This window comes from Pseudonocardia sulfidoxydans NBRC 16205, assembly GCF_007989085.1.
Taxonomy (GTDB): domain Bacteria; phylum Actinomycetota; class Actinomycetes; order Mycobacteriales; family Pseudonocardiaceae; genus Pseudonocardia; species Pseudonocardia sulfidoxydans.
Genome location: NZ_BJVJ01000101.1, coordinates 1 through 18441, shown reverse-complemented (window position 1 = coordinate 18441; position 18441 = coordinate 1). Strand labels below are relative to the sequence as shown.

The window sequence follows — 18441 nt, the reverse complement described above, 5'->3', positions numbered from 1 at the left end:
CCCGCCACGCCCCCGGGGACCGTAGCCACCGGCCGGCGAGGCGGGCGCCGAAGGCGAGCGTCGTGAACCAGGTGACGCTGGCGACGATGCACCCCGCCGCGAACCACCACCGCTGCGCGCCGTGCGTGCTGCCGACCGTCCCGAGCAGCAGCACGTCCAGGTAGACGTGCGGGTTGAGCCAGGTCAGCGCCAGGCAGGTGGCGAGCACGGGCGCGAGGGAGCGGGACCGGACGGCCGTCGCCCCGTGCGGCACCGCGGAAGGACCGGTGTCGACGACGAGCGCCTGCCCCGACGGCCGCCACGCCCGGCGGGCGGCGAGGAGCCCGTAGCCGACGAGGAACGCCGCGCCCGCCCAGCGCACGACCGTGACGAGCCAGGGCGCGGCGGCCAGCACGGCGCCGACGCCCGCGACCGAGGCCGTGATCAGGACGGCGTCGCTCACCATGCAGGCCAGCGCGACGGCGACGACGTGTTCGCGGCGTACACCCTGGCGCAGCACGAAGGCGTTCTGCGCGCCGATGGCGACGATGAGCGACAGGCCGAGTCCGAGGCCGGAGAGCAGAGCGGGCACGTCCGCCGACGGTAGGAGTCGGAAGACCGACAATCCAGCTCAGGATTCTTCACCACCATTAGCCTGACTTCATGCGACTGCCTCATGAACTGGTGGAGACGGTCGCGACGATCGTCGACGAGGGCACGTTCGAGGCCGCGGCCACGCGGCTGCACCTGACGCCGTCGGCGGTCAGCCAACGGGTGCGCAGGCTCGAGGACCAGCTGGGCCGCATCCTGCTGGTGCGGTCGAAACCGGTGCGTCCCACCGAGGCGGGCGCGGCGATCGTGCGGCTGGCCCGGCAGACGGCGCTGCTGGAGCACGAGGCGCTCGGCGCCGTCGGAGACGGCGAGCGGACGAGCCTTCCGCTCGCCGTCAACGCCGACTCTCTCGGCACCTGGTTCCTCGCGCCCCTTGCCCGGGTCGCGCAGCGGTACCCCGTGGTGTTCGAGCTGCATCGCGACGACCAGGACTTCACCGCGGGCCTGCTCGCCGACGGCACCGTGACCGCGGCGGTGACCGCGCAGGGCACACCCGTCGCCGGGTGCGCGGTGAGCCCGCTGGGCGTGATGCGGTACGACGCGGTGGCGACCCCGGAGTTCGTGGCCCGCTGGTTCCCCGACGGGATCACGCCCGAGGCAGTGGCGCGGGCGCCGCTGGTCGACTACGACCGTCGCGACGACCTGCAGACCCGCTGGCTGCGCGCTCGCGGCGCCGACCCGGCCGCGCCTCCCCGCAACCTCGTGCCCGCGAGCAACGACTTCGCCACCGCGGTCCGGATGGGCCTGGGCTGGGGTCTGCTGATGCCGCCGCAGTCGCGCGGGCCGTTGGCTGCCGGCGAGCTGGTGGGCCTGGGCGGTCCACCGGTGACGGTCCCGTTGTTCTGGCAGCGCTGGCGCCTGCGCTCGCCGTTGCTGGACGCGGTCGCGGCGGAAGTTGCCGCCGAGGCGGCGCGAGCCCTCGACCAGCCGCGGCCGGCGAACGTGTCATGAGAGCGGTGTGCACGCTCCGAGAACACGCCCACCGACGTCCCCGCCGGCGAACGTGTCGTGAGCGCGCCCCGACCGCGCTGATGACACGCCCACCGACGTCCCCGCCGACGAACGTGTCGTGAGCGCGCCCGGATCACGCTGGTGACACGCCCACCGTCGACCCCGGCGAACGTGTCGTGAGCGCGCCCGGACCGCGCTGATGACACGGCCGGTGGGCAGCGAGGCCCCGGCGACAACGCCCGGGCTCCGGCCCTCACCGCGCACCCGCCCTCGCCGCGCACCCGCCCGCACCCCCAGAGCCCCGAGCGTGTCGTGAGCGCCGGCCAGGAGCGCTGACGACACGCTCGCCGGGTACCCCCGCTCGCGAACGTGTCACCAGAGCGCCCGGACGCTGACAACACGCCGGAACCGGAACCGGAACCGGCCGCGGCCGAGCACCCCGCCCCGAACACCGAACGTGTCGTGAGAGCGCCCCGACCGCGCTGATGACACGCCGGGGGGCGGGGGCCCGGCCGGGGGCAGGGGCCTGGCCGGCCGGCCGCACCGGGGCCGGTCAGGGCGGGGAGACCTGGCGCAGGAGGTGCTCGGCCACGGCGCGGATCTCGCTCTGCAGCTCGGACGGGGTCACGACGGTGAAGTCCACCCCCAGCCCCGCGAGCATCCGGGCCGCGCCGTCGAGGTGCTCGGCGCGTCCGCTGAACAGGGTCCCGGAGGGGTGGGGCGCGAGGGTTCCGGCGCTGCGGGGCAGCAGCCGGCGGGCCTCGTCGACGGGAACGTGGAGCACGACCTCCATCGGGTGTGCCCAGCCGACGGCGGCGATGCCGACGACGACCTGTTCGGCGGCGTCGTACTCCGCGGGCGGCCCCGACCCGGGGCTGAGGACGTGGACGCGGGCGATGCGGTCGACGCGGAAGTTGCGGACGTCGTCGCGGTTGTGGTCGTGCCCGCTGACGTACCAGCGCCCGGCGTGGAAGGTGAGTCCCCAGGGGTCGAGGTCGCGTTCGGAGGAGGTCCCGTTCCAGGAGCGGTAGGCGAGCCGGACGCGGGTGTGGTCGCGGGCGGCGGTGCCGAGGGCGAGGAGGACGTCGGCGTCGGGTGGGGTGGCGGCGCGGGCGGGGGCGGTGAAGCCGAGGACGTCGGCGACGGCGCGGACCTGGTCGCGGACGGTGTCGGGGAGGACGCGTTCGAGCTTGGCGCGGGCAGCGGCGACGGCGGGGGCGGCGGCGTGGAGGCCGGTGCGTTCGGCGGCGAGGAGGCCGAGGACGACGGCGACGGCTTCGTCGCCGGTGAGCATCAACGGGGGCAGCCGGTAGCCGGGGAGGAGCCGGTAGCCGCCGTGCCGGCCGCGGCGGGCGACGACAGGGACGCCGAGGTCGTCGAGGGTGCGCAGGTGCCGGCGGACGGTGCGTTCGTCGATGTCGAGGCGTTGTGCGAGTTCGGGTCCGGTGAGGCCGGGGCGGGCCTGGAGGAGTTCGAGGAGGGCCAGGACGCGGCTCGCGGAGGGGGCCATTCCGAGATTCTCCGTGAATCAGGGCCAAATCCGCCCGGATTCGCTCCTACGGTTCTGTCCATGACGACATACGTGCTGGTCCCGGGGTTCTGGTTGGGTGCGTGGGCGTGGGACGCGGTGGCCGCCCGGCTGCGTGCCGATGGTCACGAGGTCCGCGCCGTGACACCGCTGGGCATCGCGGAACGGGCGACGACGGCCGGCACGAGCGCCGAGGACCAGGTCGCGGACATCGTCTCGTTCCTGGACGCGACACCGCATCCGGTGGTGCTAGTCGGACACAGCGGCGCCGGCCCGGTGGTGGTCGCTGCGGCGGAGAAGGCACGCGAGCACGTCGCGCACCTGGTGCTCGTCGACACCGGTCCGATGCCGGACGGCATGGCGCACATCGACTTCCACGAGCCGCAGACGCAGGAGTGGATCCGTGCGCGGATGGCCGCGCACGACGGCTGGTACCCGATCCCGGACGCGGCGTGGATGCGCGCGTCGGGCGCGAGCCTCGAGGGCCTGGACGACGACACGCTGGAAACCATGTGGGCGCGCGCGACCGCGGAGCCGGGCGGGGTCGTGACGGGATCGGCGGCGCGCGGGGTGAACGACCCCTCGCTGCCGAAGACGCTCGTCGCGAGCAGCTTCCCGGCCGAGCAGGTTCGTGCGCTGGCCGCGGCGGGGGTGCCGGCGTTCGTGGAGCTGGCGGGACCCGAGTGGGACATCCGCGACCTTCCGACGGGTCACTGGCCGATGCTGTCGGAGCCGGACGCGCTGGCCGGCGTGCTCCAGGACGTGGGCGCCGTCACGATCATGTGACAGCTGCCGTCACGATCATGTGACGGCGGGGTGAATCGATCTTCGGACGGACCTGACCTCCTGTGCCCTTGGTCTCTGAATCGATTACCTGATCGGTCTTGTGAGCCGGTCGACAGGTCACTCGTAGGAGTGGAACACGGTTTTCCGGGTAGCCTCCATTGTCATCTTCCTTCGCCTCACCCGGCCTCCGCGGGACGGGTGGGCGTCGGCATTCCCAGGGTCGGGTGGTTGGCCCGACCAGGCAGGAGAGCTCCACCAGATGACCACTGCAGCCGTTCGAGGTATCGACGCAGCTACGACGACGAACGCCCAGCTGATCGACTGGGTCCGTGAGATCGCCGATCTGACGGGCCCGGACGAGGTCGTCTGGTGCGACGGTTCCGACGCCGAGTGGGACCGCATGACGAGCCGGCTGGTCGAGGCCGGGTCGTTCGTGAAGCTGAACGAGAAGAAGAAACCGAACTCGTTCCTCGCCGTCTCCGATCCCGACGACGTCGCCCGCGTCGAGGAGCGCACGTTCATCTGCACGGCCGACGAGACCGGCGCCGGCCCGACCAACAACTGGGTCGACCCCGCCGAGATGAAGTCGACGATGACGCAGCTGTACCGCGGTTGCATGCGGGGCCGCACGATGTACGTCATCCCGTTCTGCATGGGCCCGCTCGACGCCAACCCGCCGATGCTCGGCGTGGAGATCACCGACTCCGAGTACGTCGTCGCGTCGATGAAGATCATGACGCGGATGGGCACCGACGTCGTGAAGCTGCTCGACGAGCGCGGCGACCAGTACGTGAAGTGCCTGCACTCCGTCGGCGCGCCGCTGGAGGAGGGCCAGGCCGACGTCGCGTGGCCCTGCAACGACACCAAGTACATCAGCCACTTCCCCGAGACCCGCGAGATCTGGAGCTACGGCTCGGGTTACGGCGGCAACGCGCTGCTGGGCAAGAAGTGCTACGCGCTGCGGATCGCGTCGGCCATCGCGCACGACGAGGGCTGGCTGGCCGAGCACATGCTGATCCTCAAGCTGATCAGCCCGGCCGACGAGGTGCACTACGTCGCGGCGGCGTTCCCGTCGGCGTGTGGCAAGACGAACCTCGCGATGCTGCAGCCGACGATTCCGGGCTGGCGTGCCGAGACGGTCGGCGACGACATCGCGTGGATGCGCTTCGGTGAGGACGGCCGGCTGTACGCGGTCAACCCGGAGTTCGGCTTCTTCGGCGTCGCACCGGGCACCAACTGGAAGACCAACCCCAACGCGATGCGCACCATCGAGCAGGGCAACTCCCTGTTCACCAACGTCGCGCTGACCGACGACGGCGACGTCTGGTGGGAGGGGCTGGAGGGCGATCCGCAGCACCTCACCAGCTGGACCGGCGAGGACTGGACGCCCGACTCGGACAAGAAGGCCGCGCACCCGAACTCGCGCTACACGACGCCGATCAGCCAGTGCCCGGTGGTCGCGCCGGAGTGGCAGGACCCGAACGGCGTCCCGATCTCGGCGATCCTGTTCGGTGGCCGCCGCAAGACGACGGTCCCGTTGATCAGCGAGTCGCGCGACTGGCAGCACGGCACCTTCATGGGCGCCACCATGTCCAGTGAGATGACCGCGGCCGCGAAGGGTGGTCTCGGCCAGGTGCGCCGCGACCCGATGGCGATGCTGCCGTTCCTGGGCTACAACGTCGGCCACTACTTCCAGCACTGGATCAACGTCGGCAAGGGCGCGGACGCCGACAAGCTGCCGAAGATCTTCTACGTCAACTGGTTCCGGCGTGGTGAGGACGGCGGCTTCCTGTGGCCGGGATTCGGCGAGAACAGCCGCGTCCTCAAGTGGGCCATCGAGCGCATCGAGGGCAAGGCCGCCGCGGAGGAGACCGCGATCGGCTACGTCCCGACGCCCGAGGCGCTCGACCTCGAGGGTCTCGACGTCCCGCTCGCCGACGTCGAGGCGGCGCTGACGGTCGACCCGGAGGAGTGGAAGGCCGAGCTCCCGCTGATCGAGGAGTGGTTCGAGAAGGTCGGCGACAACCTGCCGACGTCGATGCGTGACGAGCTGGAGGCCCTGCGCCTGCGCCTCGGCGCCTGACCCACCCGCAGTTCCCGACGGCCCGTCGCACCTTCGTGGTGCGGCGGGCCTCGTCGTGTGTCCTGCGTGCGGTGCCGCGCGGTCTTACGATCCCGCAGGTTTCGTCGGATCGAGGGAAGGCGCGCACCCATGTCGGAGACGACGCCGCGAGGGCCGCGGGGTGGTGGCGAGCGGACGGGGCTGCGGTTCAGCGCATGGAACCTGCTGCTGATCGTGCCGCTGTTGATGCTGGTCACGCCGTGGTTCAACAAGACGGACCCCACATTGCTGGGTATGCCGTTCTTCTACTGGATCCAGTTCGTGTGGGTGTTCGTCGGCGTCGTCTGCGTCGCGATCGTCTTCCACATGACGCGTGACGAGCCGGTGACGCGTGGCGCCGACGAGCTCGGCGTCGACGACCTCGACGAGAGGGACGCCCGGTGATCGACTGGCTCGAGCTCGTCGCGTTCCTCGTCCTGTTCCTGGTCGTCACGGTCATGGGCTTCGTGGCCGCCCGCTGGCAGCGCGGCGGCGACCTGGCGCACCTCGACGAGTGGGGCCTGGGCGGGCGCAAGTTCGGCTCGTGGATCACCTGGTTCCTCGTCGGCGGCGACCTCTACACCGCGTACACGTTCGTCGCGGTCCCCGCGCTGCTGTTCAGCTCGGGCGCGCTGGGGTTCTACGCGTTGCCCTACACCGTCGTGCTGTACCCGTTGGTGTTCCTGCCGGTGCTGCGGCTGTGGTCGGTGTCGCGGGTGCACGGCTACGTGACGCCGGCCGACTTCGTGCGCGGCCGCTACGGCAGCTCGCTGCTGGCGCTGATCGTGGCCGTCACCGGGATCGTCGCGACGATGCCCTACATCGCGCTGCAGCTCGTCGGCCTGGAGGCCGTGCTGCGCACCATGGGGATCAACGCGTCGGGTTTCCTCGGCCACCTGCCGCTGCTGATCGCGTTCGTGATCCTCGCGCTGTACACGTACCAGTCGGGGCTGCGGGCGCCCGCGCTGATCGCGTTCGTCAAGGACATCCTGATCTATGTCGTCATCCTGGTGGCCGTGTTCTACCTGCCGGCCAAGCTGGGTGGCTGGTCGGCGATCTTCTCGGCGGCGGAGCAGAAGATGGCGCAGCCGAGTGCCACGAGCGGGGGCAAGCCGCAGGGTTCGATCCTGCTGACGGCCAACAACCAGCTGCAGTACATCACCTTGGCGCTCGGGTCGGCGCTCGCGCTGTTCCTCTATCCGCACTCGCTGACGGGTGTGCTGGCCTCACGTGGCCGCAAGGTGTTGAAGCGCAACATGGTCGCGCTGCCGGCGTACTCGTTCCTGCTGGGCCTGCTGGCGCTGCTGGGTTACGTCGCGATCGCGGCGGGCGTCACGCCGATCACCAACAACGCGACCGGCCGCCCGGACACGAACACGATCATCCCGGCGCTGTTCGACTCGCAGTTCGGCTCGCTGTTCGCGGGCATCGCGTTCGCGGCCATCGGGATCGGCGCGCTCGTGCCGGCGGCGATCATGTCGATCGCGGCGGCGAACCTGTGGACGCGCAACATCTACAAGGAGTATCTGCACAAGGGTGCGACGCCGGGGCAGGAGGCGCGGCAGGCCAAGCTCGCGTCGCTCGTCGTCAAGTTCGGCGCGGTGGCGTTCATCCTGTTCGTCGACCCGCAGTTCTCCATCGACCTGCAGCTCATCGGCGGCGTGATCATCCTGCAGACGTTGCCGTCGGTGGCGATCGCGCTGTACACGCGCCGGCTGCACCGCTGGGCGCTGGTGGCGGGCTGGGTCGTCGGCATGGGCTACGGCATGTACCTGCTGTACCTGATCCCCAACCCGGCCAACGGCAAGGCACACTTCGGCGGGTCGGCGCTGACGCTGGACAAGCTGACGGTGTTCGGCTGGCACCCGTTCGCGGGCTCGGCCGTCCAGATCTATGTCGGCTTCGTGGCGTTGGTGGTCAACCTGCTGGTGGCGGTGATCGTCAGCGCCGTGCTGCGGGCGGGGAAGGTGTCCAACGGCGCCGACCAGACCGACCCGGCCGACTACCACGCCGACGAGGACTCGCCGCGGCTCAAGCCGGTCGCGGACGCGGTGGCGGGGGTCCCGGGCGCGAAGGTCGTCCCGAGCGACTGATCCGCGTGGTCACGGAGGACGTCACCGCTGGTAGCGCCCTTCCTGACATTCCGGACAAAGTTGTCGGGCGCAGGTCTCGGACCGCTCGGCGCAGCAGTGCCGCTGGAAGTGCAGTGTGTTACGACGCGCGGACGAAGAGCCACTCACACGAGCGACTGATTCGGGACGAAGGGCCTCCCGCACAGCGCAGAGAGTTACCTCTCAACGGCGGAACGTTGCAGATGTACACGATCGGGGTGGAACATTGCGTGATTCTGCGCGATACATCCTGTGACCGTCGCCGAGCCGCGGCTGCGGCCCCGGGTGGAGGTGACACTGGTGCTGGACGTCGGACCCTCGAGCTCCCTCGAGGTGGACGCACACCTGGCCACGTTCGTCGACCGGCTCGCCGGCGACGACGTCGCCGGGCCGGCCGACGCCGCGCGTCGCCGCATCCACGCCTCGATCACCGCGGGCGCCGTCCCGCCAGGCCTGCGCCGCCTCGCCGAGGCCCTCGCCTCCTCCGCGGGCGACGGCCCGCCACGCCCCCGCCACCCCGTCGAGGACCCCGACACCGCTGCCGACGCCCTGCGCAACAACACCCTCGTCGTCCTCGACGAGTTCGACGTCGACGCCGTCGTGACCGCGTTGGGCGCACTGGTCCGCGACGGCCGCCGCGTCGCCGTGACCGCCGCCGACCGGGCCGAGCTCACCCACCTCCGCGACGCGCTCACCCCGACCGTCATGCGCTCCTGCGTCGACGCGCTGCCCGTCATGTCACCCGCCGACCAGCGGGAGCTCCGCCGGCTGCTGGCCACCGCCACCCCGGAACGCCGGGCCCGCCGCGGCACCCAGCTCCCCCCGGCCGGGGCCTTCCCCACCATCGCCCAGGTCGCCGAGCTGTGCGCCCGCGCCGCAGGCACCGTCACGGGCGCCGACCGGCTGCTCGGCGAGCTGTTGTCCCGCATGGACCCCGACCGCCGCGCCGCCGTCACCGACGACGCCCGCCGCGTCGAGGCCACCCTTTCCGCGCTCGGGCCGCGCGTCCCCGGCCGGTGGACGTGGACGCTGCTGTCGCACCTCGTCCTCAACACCCACGCCGGCGTGTTCGACGCCCTGCTCGAGCAGGTGGGCCAGGCCCTCGCCGCCGACGAGCGCTCCCGCGCCCACCCCCCGGTCACCGTGCACGGCGCGCTCGGCCCCGCGGGGGTCGACGCGTTGCGCCGCTACGCCGAGTTCCTCGGTGGCGGCGGCCGCAACCGCGCCTACTTCCGGTCCCAGGCCCAGCGCGACGTGCAGCCCGTGCTGCGGCAGGTCGTCGTCGGCGGACGTCCGGCCGAGACCGCGGACGACATCCACGCCGCGCTCGCCCACGTCGAGCTGACCGAGCGCCTGCTCGCCATCGACACGTCGTGCCGGCAGGCCGGTGTGCCCGCCCCGCGCAGCGCCACCGACCTGGCCGAGCTGCTCACCGCGCTGCGCCGCATCGGCGACGCGGCCCGCGCAGTCGGCGCCCTGCGCCACGACGTGCTGTTCATCCACCACAACTCGCCCGTCTCGGTGCCCGACCTCGACAGCGCCCAGCACGTCGCGGCGACGATCCTCGACTACGACGCGCACGGCTCCGCCGAGGAGGCCGGCCGTCGCCTCGACGAGGCCGCCCAGCAGGTCGGGCTGCTCACCCCGCACACCCGGATGGCGCCCGAGCACACCCGCGCCCACGAGGCCCTGCGCGCCCACGATCCCGACTCCTACGCCGCCGCACTCGACGAGCTCGCCGCCGCCCGCCGCCTGGCCGAGCAGGAGAACCGCTGCGTCGAACTGCTCGACCGGTTGCGCCGGGACGCCCCGCGCGTGGCCGAGGCGTGGGAGGCCGCCGGCGCCGAACGCTCCAGCGCCTACGGCATCGCGTGGTTCGTCGAGGCCGACCGGCTGATGTCGGCACTGCCCGACGAGGACACCGTCGACGTCGTGCTGCTGCTCGGCGCGGCCGACCTCGGAGTCGACCGGCTGCTGCTCGCTGCCGCCGCCCCGCGGCTCGCCGCGGTCGTCGCGCCCGGGGTCCGGCAGGCCGACGGGCCGACGCTGCTGGCCGTCATGCGCCGGGCGTCGGCGCTCGTCGTGTCCGGGCGGATCGAGCCCCCCGCGCCGACGGCGCAGGTCGTGCACCTCTCGGCGGCCGCACGGGCGCGTCAGGCCGCCGGATCGGCGCGCCAGGACCCCGCCTGATCGGTCTCACACCGGCCCGGCGGCGAGGCCGGCGGGTTACGGTCGCCGGTATGACCGACACGCGACCGGTGAGCCGCTTCGGCGCCGTCGAACTCCAGGACATGCCCGACGACCTGCGCGAACGCGTCGGTGCCGTCGCCGAGAAGTCCGGATTCGTCCCCAACGTGTTCAAGGCGCTCGCCCGCCGCCCACGTGAGCTGCGCGCATTCCTCGACTACCACGACGCGCTCATGGACAGCGACGACGGACTGTCGAAGGCCGAGCGGGAGCTGGTCGTCGTCGCGACGTCGGGCGCCAACAACTGCACGTACTGCGTCGTCGCGCACGGGGCGATCCTGCGGCTGCGCACCAAGGACCCGGAGATCGCCGACCGCGTCGCCACCAACCCCTACGGTGTCGAGCTCAGTCCCCGCGAGCGGGCGATCGTCGACCTGGCGCTGATCGTCGCCACGGAGTCGGCGTCGCTCACCGAGGCGGAGCTCGACGACGCCCGCGCCGCGGGCCTCACCGACGACGAGATCTGGGACGTCGGATCCATCACCGCGCTGTTCGCGATGTCCAACCGGCTGGCACACCTGACGGCGCTGCGGCCCAACGAGGAGTTCTTCCTGATGGGGCGCACACCGCGCTCGTAGCTCAGAGCACCTTCGACAGGAACGACCGGGTGCGTTCGTGCCGCGGGGCCGACAGCACGTCCCGCGGCGCGCCCTCCTCGACGATGACGCCCTCGTCCATGAACACGACGCTGTCCCCGACCTCCCGGGCGAACCCCATCTCGTGGGTGACGACGAGCATCGTCATGCCGTCGGCGGCCAGGCCGCGCATGACGTCGAGGACCTCGCCGACGAGCTCGGGGTCGAGCGCCGAGGTGGGCTCGTCGAACAGCATGAGCCGCGGCTGCATGGCCAGGGCCCGGGCGATCGCGACGCGTTGCTGCTGGCCACCCGAGAGCTGGCCGGGGTAGGCGTCGCGGCGCGCCGAGAGCCCGACGCGGGCGAGCAGCTCGTCGGCGGCCTTCCGGGCGGCCGCGCGCGAGGTGCCCAGGACCGTGCGCGGCGCCTCCATGACGTTCTCCGCGGCCGTCATGTGCGGGAACAGGTTGAACCGCTGGAACACCATGCCGATGTCGCGCCGCTGCCGCGCCACCTCGGACTCCCGCAGCTCGTGCAGCTTCCCGCCGGTCTCCTGGTAGCCGATGAGCTTCCCGTCGACGCGCATCCGGCCGGCGTCGATGCGCTCCAGATGGTTGACGCAGCGCAGCAACGTCGACTTCCCGGAGCCCGACGGGCCGATGATGCAGCAGACCTCGCCCGGCTGGACCACGAGGTCGATGCCCCGCAACACCTCCGTGCGGCCGAACGACTTGTGGATTCCGGAGGCCTCGACCATCGGCGTCACGTGGTGCCCGCCTTCGTGAGCAGCCGGCTCCCCGGCCGGTCGGGGACGAACCCGCGCCCGTAGCGGCGCTCGACGAAGCCCTGCCCGATCGTCAGCAGCGACGTCAGCACCAGGTACCAGAACGCCGCCACGATCAGCAGCGGGATGACCTGGAAGTTCTGGTTGGAGATGCGCTGCGCCGACGTCAGCAGCTCGAAATAGCCGATCACCACGACGAGCGACGTCGTCTTCAGCATGGAGATCGTCTCGTTGCCCGTCGGCGGCACGATCACCCGCATCGCCTGCGGCAACACGATGCGCCGCAACGCCTGCGACCGCGTCATCCCCAGCGCGCCCGCCGCCTCCGCCTGACCGCGGTCCACCGACAGCAGCCCACCGCGCACGATCTCGGCCATGTACGCGGCCTCGTTGAGCCCCAGGCCCAGCAGGCACGCCGCGAACTGCGTGATCAGCACGTTGGTGTCGACGGAGACGAACTCGGGCCCGAACGGGATGCCCAGCGACAGCCGCGGGTACAGCGCCGCCAGGAAGTTCCAGAACAGCAGCTGCGCGATCAGCGGGGTGCCGCGGAACAGCCAGATGTAGGTGGCCGCCGCGCCGCTCACGATCGGGTTGGGCGACTGGCGCATCACGGCCAGCCCGACCCCGCCGACGATGCCGATCAGCATCGACAGCACCGTCAGGATCAGGGTGTTGCGCAGCCCGTTCAGGATCGGCGCGGAGAACAGGTACTGACCGACGACGTCCCAGCCGAACCGCTCGTTGGTGACGACGGTGTGCACCAGCATCGCCGCCAGCACGGCCAGGACCGCGACGGCCACCCACCGTCCCGGGTGCCGGACGGGGACGGCCTGGATCTCCTGCCGTTCCCGCCCGGACCCCACCGCCCCGGACGGGTCGGTCACGCTCAGCTCCGGACCTCGGACGTCGGGATCGCGCCGTCGCCGGTGCCCCACTTGTCGAGGATCCGCTGGTAGGTGCCGTCCGCGATCAGCGCCTGCACAGCCTGCTGCACGGCCTGCGGGTACTGGGCCTGACCCTTGTTGACGACGACGCCGTACGGCGCGGTGTCGTACGCCTGCCCGACGACCTCCAGCTGGTCACCCGTCGTCTTCACCGCGTAGGCGATGACCGGCGAGTCGGCCAGCATCCCGACGATGCGGTTCGACGTCAGCGCCAGCGTCACGTCGGTCTGCTGCTGCAGCTCCGTGGACGCGATCGCGGGCTTGCCCGCGTCGGTGCAGGTCTTGCTGCGGGCGGCGATGTCGTCGACCTGGACGGTGCCGGCCTGCACGCCGATCGCCTTGCCGCACAGGTCGTCGATGGCCAGCCCGTCCGGGTTGCCCTTGCGGGTGGCCAGGCTCGTGCCGGCGCTGAAGTAGCTGACCATGTCGACGAGTTCGAGCCGCTCGTCGTTGATCGTGAACGACGACATCGCGATCTCGTACCTGCCGCCCTGGATGCCCGGGATGATCCCGGGGAAGGCGGCGTTCTGGAACTCCGGTGTCAGCCCGAACTTCTGCGCGATCGCCGTCCCCAGGTCGACGTCCATCCCGACGATCGTCGTGCCGTCGGGGCCGACGAACTCGTTGGGCGGGTACGACGCGTCCACCCCGAACACCAGCTTGCCGTCGGCGGTGATCGAGGCGGGGACCATCGCGGCCAGCGCGGCGTCCTTCGCCGCCGGCGGGATCGTCTCGGCCGCCGACGTCGGTGCGCTCCCACCACCGCCTCCGCCCGATCCGTCGCCGCCCGATCCGCACGCCCCGAGGACGGCGGCGAGTGCGACGGCGGTCAGGGCGGAGAGCAGATGTGTACGGCGAGTCACGGGCACCTCCGGGCGTCATCGATCGGGGTACGCCGGATCGTGCCACCGCGTTCGTTCCGTGGCAGCGGGTGCGGCACGGTCGTCACAAGACCGTTGCCGACGGTCGTAGCGTGGTTCACCCCTCCGGCGGAGGGGTACGGGAACGGCACGGGCGGATCGGACGTTCCACAGGCGACGGACGCCCGAACGAGGAGGAACACGATGGGGCTGATCAAGAAGCTCGCCGTGCTCGGCGGGGCCGCCGAGGCCGCGCGCCGGTACGCCCAGAAGAACCCGGACAAGGCTGGTCGCTTCGTCGACCAGGCCGCCGACTTCGTCGACAAGCAGACGAAGGGCAAGTACAAGGGCCAGATCAGCGGTGCCGCGGGCAAGGTGAAGGGCGCCGCCGGGATCGACCGGCCCGGCCCCGGGGTCTGACCCGACCCCCCACGCGGCCCACGTCCCGCGGCGGCCCGACGGCCGTCGCGGGACCTTGCGCGTTCCCCACAATCCGGCCGGCGATCTTGTGGTTGCGGCGCTGCCACTCGCCGCAACGGCGTGCCAGGATCGGGGGACCAGCATCGTCGAGTGCCGGGTCGCCCGCCCTCACCCGGGCGGGTCCCGGTGCCGTCCCGGCCGCCGCCACGAGCGGGCCGGGTCGGTGTACGCGAGGAGGCACCCGTGTCCGTCTCTGATCCACAGGCCTGGAACCCGGCAGATCCCCGGTCCCGCCCCAACCGCGCGCAGGTGCTCGCCGGGCTGCGCGGGACCGACGCCGGCGGCCCGGAGCTCGTCCAGCTCCTCACCCCGGAGGGTGAGCGCGTCCCCGACGCCCGCTTCGACGGCTACGCCGCCGACGTCGACGCCGAGACGCTGAAGACGCTCTACCGTGACATGGTCCTGGTCCGCCGGGCCGACCGCGAGGGCAACGCCCTGCAGCGCCAGGGCCAGCTCGGCATCTGGGTCCCGCTGCTCGGCCAGGAGGCCGCCCAGATCGGCGCCGGCCGTGCCCTGCTGCCCACCGACATGGTGTTCCCCAGCTACCGCGAGCACGGCGTCGCGTGGTGCCGCGGCATCGACCCCACCGACCTGCTCGGCATCTTCCGCGGCACCGACCACGGCAGCTGGGACCCGCTGGAGAAGCGCTTCCACCTGTACACGATCGTCATCGGCAACCAGTGCCTCAACGCCACCGGCTACGCCATGGGCCAGCGTTTCGAGGGCCGCGTCGGCAACGGCTCCGACGCCACCGCCGATGCCCCCGACGAGGCCACGATGTGCTTCTTCGGCGACGGCGCCACCTCCCAGGGCGACGTCCACGAGGGCTTCGTGTGGGCCGCCGCCTACGACGCACCCGTCGTCTTCTACTGCCAGAACAACCAGTGGGCCATCTCCGTGCCGCTGGAGCGCCAGACCCGCGTCCCCCTCTACGAGCGCGCCCGCGGCTACGGCTTCCCGGGCGTGCGCGTCGACGGCAACGACGTCATCGCCTGCCTCGCCGTCGCCCGCTGGGCCCTCGAGGAGTGCCGCAGCGGCAACGGGCCCGTCCTCGTCGAGGCCTTCACCTACCGCATGGACGCCCACACCACCTCCGACGACCCGAGCCGCTACCGGCTCGCCGACGAGCTGGAGCTGTGGAAGCTGAAGGACCCGATCGAGCGGGTGCGGGTGAACCTCGTCCGCGAGCACGGCGTCGAGCAGGCGTTCTTCGACGGCGTCGCCGCCGAGGCCGACGAGCTGGCCGCCCGGCTCCGCGAGTTCTGCCTCGCCATGCCCGACCCGGCGCCCGACCGGATGTTCTCCGAGGTCTACGCCGAGGCGTCGCCGCAGGTGGAGGCGCAGCGCGAGGAGTTCCTCGCCTACCACGCGTCGTTCGTGACCGACGGGGAGGCGTGACATGGCCGTCCTGACGATGGCGAAGGCCCTCAACGACGGCCTCCGCAAGGCCATGGAGGCCGACCCACGGGTCCTCGTGATGGGTGAGGACGTCGGCAAGCTCGGCGGCGTCTTCCGCATCACAGACGGACTGCAGAAGGACTTCGGCGAGCAGCGCGTCCTCGACACCCCGCTGTCGGAGTCCGGGATCATCGGCACGGCCGTCGGCCTCGCGATCCGCGGCTTCCGCCCGGTGTGCGAGATCCAGTTCGACGGCTTCGTCTTCCCCGGCTACGACCAGATCGTCTCTCAGCTGGCCAAGGTGCACTTCCGGTCGCAGGGCAAGGTGCCCGTGCCGGTCGTCGTGCGCATCCCGTTCGGCGGCGGCATCGGCGCGGTCGAGCACCACAGCGAGTCCCCGGAGTCGCTGTTCGCGCACGTGGCGGGCCTCAAGGTCGTCGCGTGCTCCAACCCCGACGACGCCTTCTGGATGATCCAGCAGGCCATCTCCACCGACGACCCCGTCATCTTCTTCGAGCCCAAGCGGCGCTACTGGGAGAAGGCGGAGGTCGACGTCGAGTCCACCCCGCTACCGCTGCTGCGCTCGCGGGTGCTGCGCGAGGGCAGCGACGTCACCGTCGCCACCTACGGGCCGTCGGTCCGCACGTGTCTCGACGCGGCCGTCGCCGCCGAGACCGACGGCACGTCGCTGGAGGTCGTCGACCTGCGCACGCTGTCCCCGCTCGACCTCGACCCGGTCTTCGAGTCCGTCCGCCGGACCGGACGGCTCGTCGTCGTCTCCGAGGCGCCGCCCGAGTCGTCGGTGACCTCCGAGATCGCCGCCCGCGTCCAGCAGGAGTGCTTCCACTCGCTGGAGGCGCCGGTCCTGCGCGTCACCGGGTTCGACACGCCCTACCCGCCGTCGAAGTGCGAGGACGACTACCTGCCCGACCTCGACCGTGTGCTCGACGCCGTCGACCGCTCGAAGGCCTGGTGAGCGGGGTGCGCCGAGAGTTCCGGATGCCCGACGTCGGCGAGGGGCTGACCGAGGCCGAGATCGTCACCTGGCGGGTCGCGCCCGGCGACACCGTCACCGTCAACCAGATCATCGCCGAGATCGAGACGGCCAAGGCCGTCGTGGAGCTGCCCTCGCCCTACGCGGGGACGGTCGGTGAGCTGCTGGCCGAGCCGGGCGTGACCGTCGAGGTCGGCAACCCGATCATCGTGATCGAGACGGCCGAAGCCGCCCCCGCCGACGCTGCTCCGGCGGCCGGCGAGGGTGGCGCGAAGATCGGTGAGGCGGGTGCCGGCGGGCGGATCGCCACGCTGGTCGGATACGGCCCGCGGCAGGGAACGGTGTCGCGTCGCCCGCGCCGCACCGGGGGCGAGCCCGCCGGTGCCCAGCCCGCCGGTGCCCAGCCCGCCGCTCTTGCCGACGCCGCCGTCGCACCCGCCGAGGTCGAGCCGCCCGCGCCGGTCGAGCCGTCGCCCGCCGCGCCGGAGTCCGTGGGCGGCCCCGCGCCGACGCCCACCACCGGACCCTGGGGCGACCTCGTCCCGCTGGCCAAGCCGCCCGTCCGCAAAATGGCCCGTGACCTGGGCGTCGACCTGCGGCAGGTCGCCGGCACCGGCGCCGGGGGTGTCATCACGCGGGAGGACGTGCAGTCGTTCACCACTCCTCCCCCGTTGGCTCCGCCTCCCGTCGTCTCGGCGCCCGGCCGGGACGACCGGCGCGAAGCGATCCGCGGCGTCCGCAAGGCGACCGCGGCGGCGATGGTGTCGTCGGCGTTCACCGCGCCGCACGTCACCGAGTTCCTGTCGGTCGACGTCACCGCCACTCTTGCCCTGCGCGACCGGCTGCGCGGCGGCCGCGAGTTCCGCGACGTCAGGCTGACGCCGCTCGCGTTCGTCGCCAAGGCCGTGTGCCTGGCCGCAAAGCGCACCCCGTCGGTCAACGCCACCTGGGACGCCGACGCCGGCGAGATCGTCTACCACGGCGCGATGCACCTCGGGATCGCCGCGGCCACCCCGCGCGGGCTGGTCGTCCCCAAGATCCGCGACGCCGACCTGCTCGACCTGCGCGGCCTCGCCGACGGGCTCGCCGAGCTCACCGCGACCGCACGGTCGGGGAAGACGCCACCGTCCGACCTGGTCGGCGGCACCTTCACCATCACCAACGTCGGCGTGTTCGGCGTCGACACCGGGACGCCCATCATCAACCCGGGCGAGGCCGCGATCCTCGCCGTCGGCGCCATCAAACCGATGCCGTGGGTCGTCGACGGCGAGCTCGCCGTCCGCACGGTGTGCCAGCTGTCGCTGTCGTTCGACCACCGGCTAGTCGACGGCGAGCAGGGATCCCGGTTCCTGGCCGACGTCGGCGCCCTGCTGGAGGACCCGGGGGTCGCTCTCACCTGGTGACGTGACGCACCGTGGCGAGGTCGTTACCGAAGATCGGGCACATTCACGGCACTCCGTTCGTTGGACGGGTATGCCGTACGTGCTGCTCTACCTCGTCGTCGAGATCGTCGCGCTGGTCGCGCTGGGCTCGTGGATCGGCGTGGGCACGACGCTGCTCGTCCTGCTCGCGGGGTCCGTCCTCGGGCTGCTGCTCGCGCGCCGCGAAGGCGTGCGCGCCGCGCAGGCGTTCAGCGCCGCACTCCGCGAACGCCGGGTGGCGCACGCCGAGCTGACCGACGGGATGCTCGTCGCGGGGGCCGGCGTGCTGCTGTTCGTCCCCGGCCTCGTCACCGACCTCGCCGGTCTGCTCCTGCTCGTCCCGCCGGTGCGCAAGATCGTGCGCAACCGGCTGGTGCGGGCGGCCGAACGGGCCAACCCGGACCTGCAGCGTGCGCGCATCTACAGCGACGGCCCGATCGTCGACGGCGACGTCGTCGACAGCGGCGTCGACGACGATGGCGTCACCGACCGTGACGGCGATGTGCCGGGCTGGGCGTCGGTGCGGATCCTCCCGCGCGCGTCCGCGGCCGACGACACGACGGTCGTCGACGGCGAGGTCGTGGAGTCCCGCGACGAGCATTCCCACCCCGGCGAGGACGATTCCCACTCACGCGGAGAACGCGCGAGCTGATCGCTGACATTCGCG

At 72.1% G+C, this 18441-nt stretch carries 17 protein-coding genes; 12 read left to right on the top strand and 5 right to left on the bottom strand.

What is annotated here, in order from left to right; translation table 11 throughout:
• Positions 1–571: LysE/ArgO family amino acid transporter (locus PSU4_RS28025; protein WP_147115023.1), on the bottom strand; the 571-nt coding region annotated here is incomplete at its 3' end.
• A 71-nt stretch (positions 572–642) separates the two neighbouring features.
• Here PSU4_RS28025 and PSU4_RS28020 point away from each other — a divergent pair.
• The gene (locus PSU4_RS28020; protein ID WP_147115020.1) at positions 643–1542 is read left to right on the top strand and encodes a LysR family transcriptional regulator ArgP; all 900 of its coding nucleotides are present in this window, start codon (positions 643–645) and stop codon (positions 1540–1542) included.
• 553 nt (positions 1543–2095) lie between these two features.
• Here PSU4_RS28020 and PSU4_RS28015 read toward each other — a convergent pair.
• Positions 2096–3052 (bottom strand): helix-turn-helix transcriptional regulator, encoded by a 957-nt coding sequence (locus PSU4_RS28015; protein ID WP_147115017.1) that lies wholly within the window; start codon positions 3050–3052, stop codon positions 2096–2098.
• 60 nt (positions 3053–3112) lie between these two features.
• Here PSU4_RS28015 and PSU4_RS28010 point away from each other — a divergent pair, with 60 nt between their 5' ends.
• The 6 genes from PSU4_RS28010 to PSU4_RS27985 all read left to right on the top strand — a co-directional run bounded on the left by PSU4_RS28010 (position 3113) and on the right by PSU4_RS27985 (position 10893).
• Positions 3113–3856, top strand: a complete 744-nt coding sequence (locus PSU4_RS28010) for an alpha/beta fold hydrolase (RefSeq protein WP_147115014.1) — start codon at positions 3113–3115, stop codon at positions 3854–3856.
• Positions 3857–4115: 259 nt separating this feature from the next.
• Entirely contained in the window at positions 4116–5939 is a 1824-nt protein-coding gene (locus PSU4_RS28005) for a phosphoenolpyruvate carboxykinase (GTP) (protein ID WP_147115011.1), read from the top strand.
• A 129-nt stretch (positions 5940–6068) separates the two neighbouring features.
• Positions 6069–6362 carry a DUF3311 domain-containing protein gene (locus PSU4_RS28000; protein WP_147115008.1) on the top strand — a complete coding sequence of 98 codons (294 nt, stop codon included), beginning with the start codon at positions 6069–6071 and terminating at the stop codon, positions 6360–6362.
• The gene (gene mctP / locus PSU4_RS27995) at positions 6359–8050 is read left to right on the top strand and encodes a monocarboxylate uptake permease MctP (protein ID WP_147115000.1); all 1692 of its coding nucleotides are present in this window, start codon (positions 6359–6361) and stop codon (positions 8048–8050) included. Before PSU4_RS28000 ends, mctP begins: the two co-directional genes overlap by 4 nt.
• A 270-nt stretch (positions 8051–8320) precedes the next feature.
• Positions 8321–10258, top strand: a complete 1938-nt coding sequence (locus tag PSU4_RS27990) for an amino acid adenylation domain-containing protein (RefSeq protein WP_147114997.1) — start codon at positions 8321–8323, stop codon at positions 10256–10258.
• A 50-nt stretch (positions 10259–10308) separates the two neighbouring features.
• Entirely contained in the window at positions 10309–10893 is a 585-nt protein-coding gene (locus PSU4_RS27985; protein WP_147114995.1) for a peroxidase-related enzyme, read from the top strand.
• A 1-nt stretch (position 10894) separates the two neighbouring features.
• On the opposite strand, the gene PSU4_RS27980 is transcribed toward PSU4_RS27985, so the two are convergent.
• From PSU4_RS27980 to PSU4_RS27970, 3 genes are read right to left on the bottom strand one after another with little or no spacing between them, the layout of a single operon-like run.
• Complete coding sequence (locus tag PSU4_RS27980) at positions 10895–11656, bottom strand: amino acid ABC transporter ATP-binding protein (RefSeq protein ID WP_281290748.1); 762 nt, start codon at positions 11654–11656, stop codon at positions 10895–10897.
• On the bottom strand, positions 11653–12561 hold the full coding sequence (locus PSU4_RS27975) for an amino acid ABC transporter permease (protein WP_147114992.1): 909 nt from the start codon (positions 12559–12561) through the stop codon (positions 11653–11655). The genes PSU4_RS27980 and PSU4_RS27975 overlap by 4 nt, the downstream gene beginning before the upstream one ends.
• A gap of 2 nt (positions 12562–12563) precedes the next feature.
• The gene (locus PSU4_RS27970; RefSeq protein WP_147114989.1) at positions 12564–13484 is read right to left on the bottom strand and encodes an ABC transporter substrate-binding protein; all 921 of its coding nucleotides are present in this window, start codon (positions 13482–13484) and stop codon (positions 12564–12566) included.
• A gap of 201 nt (positions 13485–13685) precedes the next feature.
• On the opposite strand from PSU4_RS27970, the gene PSU4_RS27965 reads away from it, so the two are divergent.
• From PSU4_RS27965 to PSU4_RS27945, 5 genes are all read left to right on the top strand, one after another.
• A complete protein-coding gene (locus tag PSU4_RS27965; protein ID WP_147114986.1) occupies positions 13686–13901 on the top strand; it encodes an antitoxin in 216 nt (71 codons plus the stop codon).
• 243 nt (positions 13902–14144) lie between these two features.
• The gene (pdhA, locus tag PSU4_RS27960) at positions 14145–15359 is read left to right on the top strand and encodes a pyruvate dehydrogenase (acetyl-transferring) E1 component subunit alpha (RefSeq protein ID WP_147114983.1); all 1215 of its coding nucleotides are present in this window, start codon (positions 14145–14147) and stop codon (positions 15357–15359) included.
• Between the two features lies 1 nt (position 15360).
• Entirely contained in the window at positions 15361–16335 is a 975-nt protein-coding gene (locus tag PSU4_RS27955; RefSeq protein ID WP_147114980.1) for an alpha-ketoacid dehydrogenase subunit beta, read from the top strand.
• A 23-nt stretch (positions 16336–16358) separates the two neighbouring features.
• Positions 16359–17756, top strand: coding sequence for a dihydrolipoamide acetyltransferase family protein (locus tag PSU4_RS27950; RefSeq protein WP_147115026.1), 1398 nt, complete (start codon positions 16359–16361; stop codon positions 17754–17756).
• Between the two features lie 70 nt (positions 17757–17826).
• A complete protein-coding gene (locus PSU4_RS27945; RefSeq protein WP_147114977.1) occupies positions 17827–18426 on the top strand; it encodes an FxsA family protein in 600 nt (199 codons plus the stop codon).
• Positions 18427–18441: the final 15 nt, after the last annotated feature.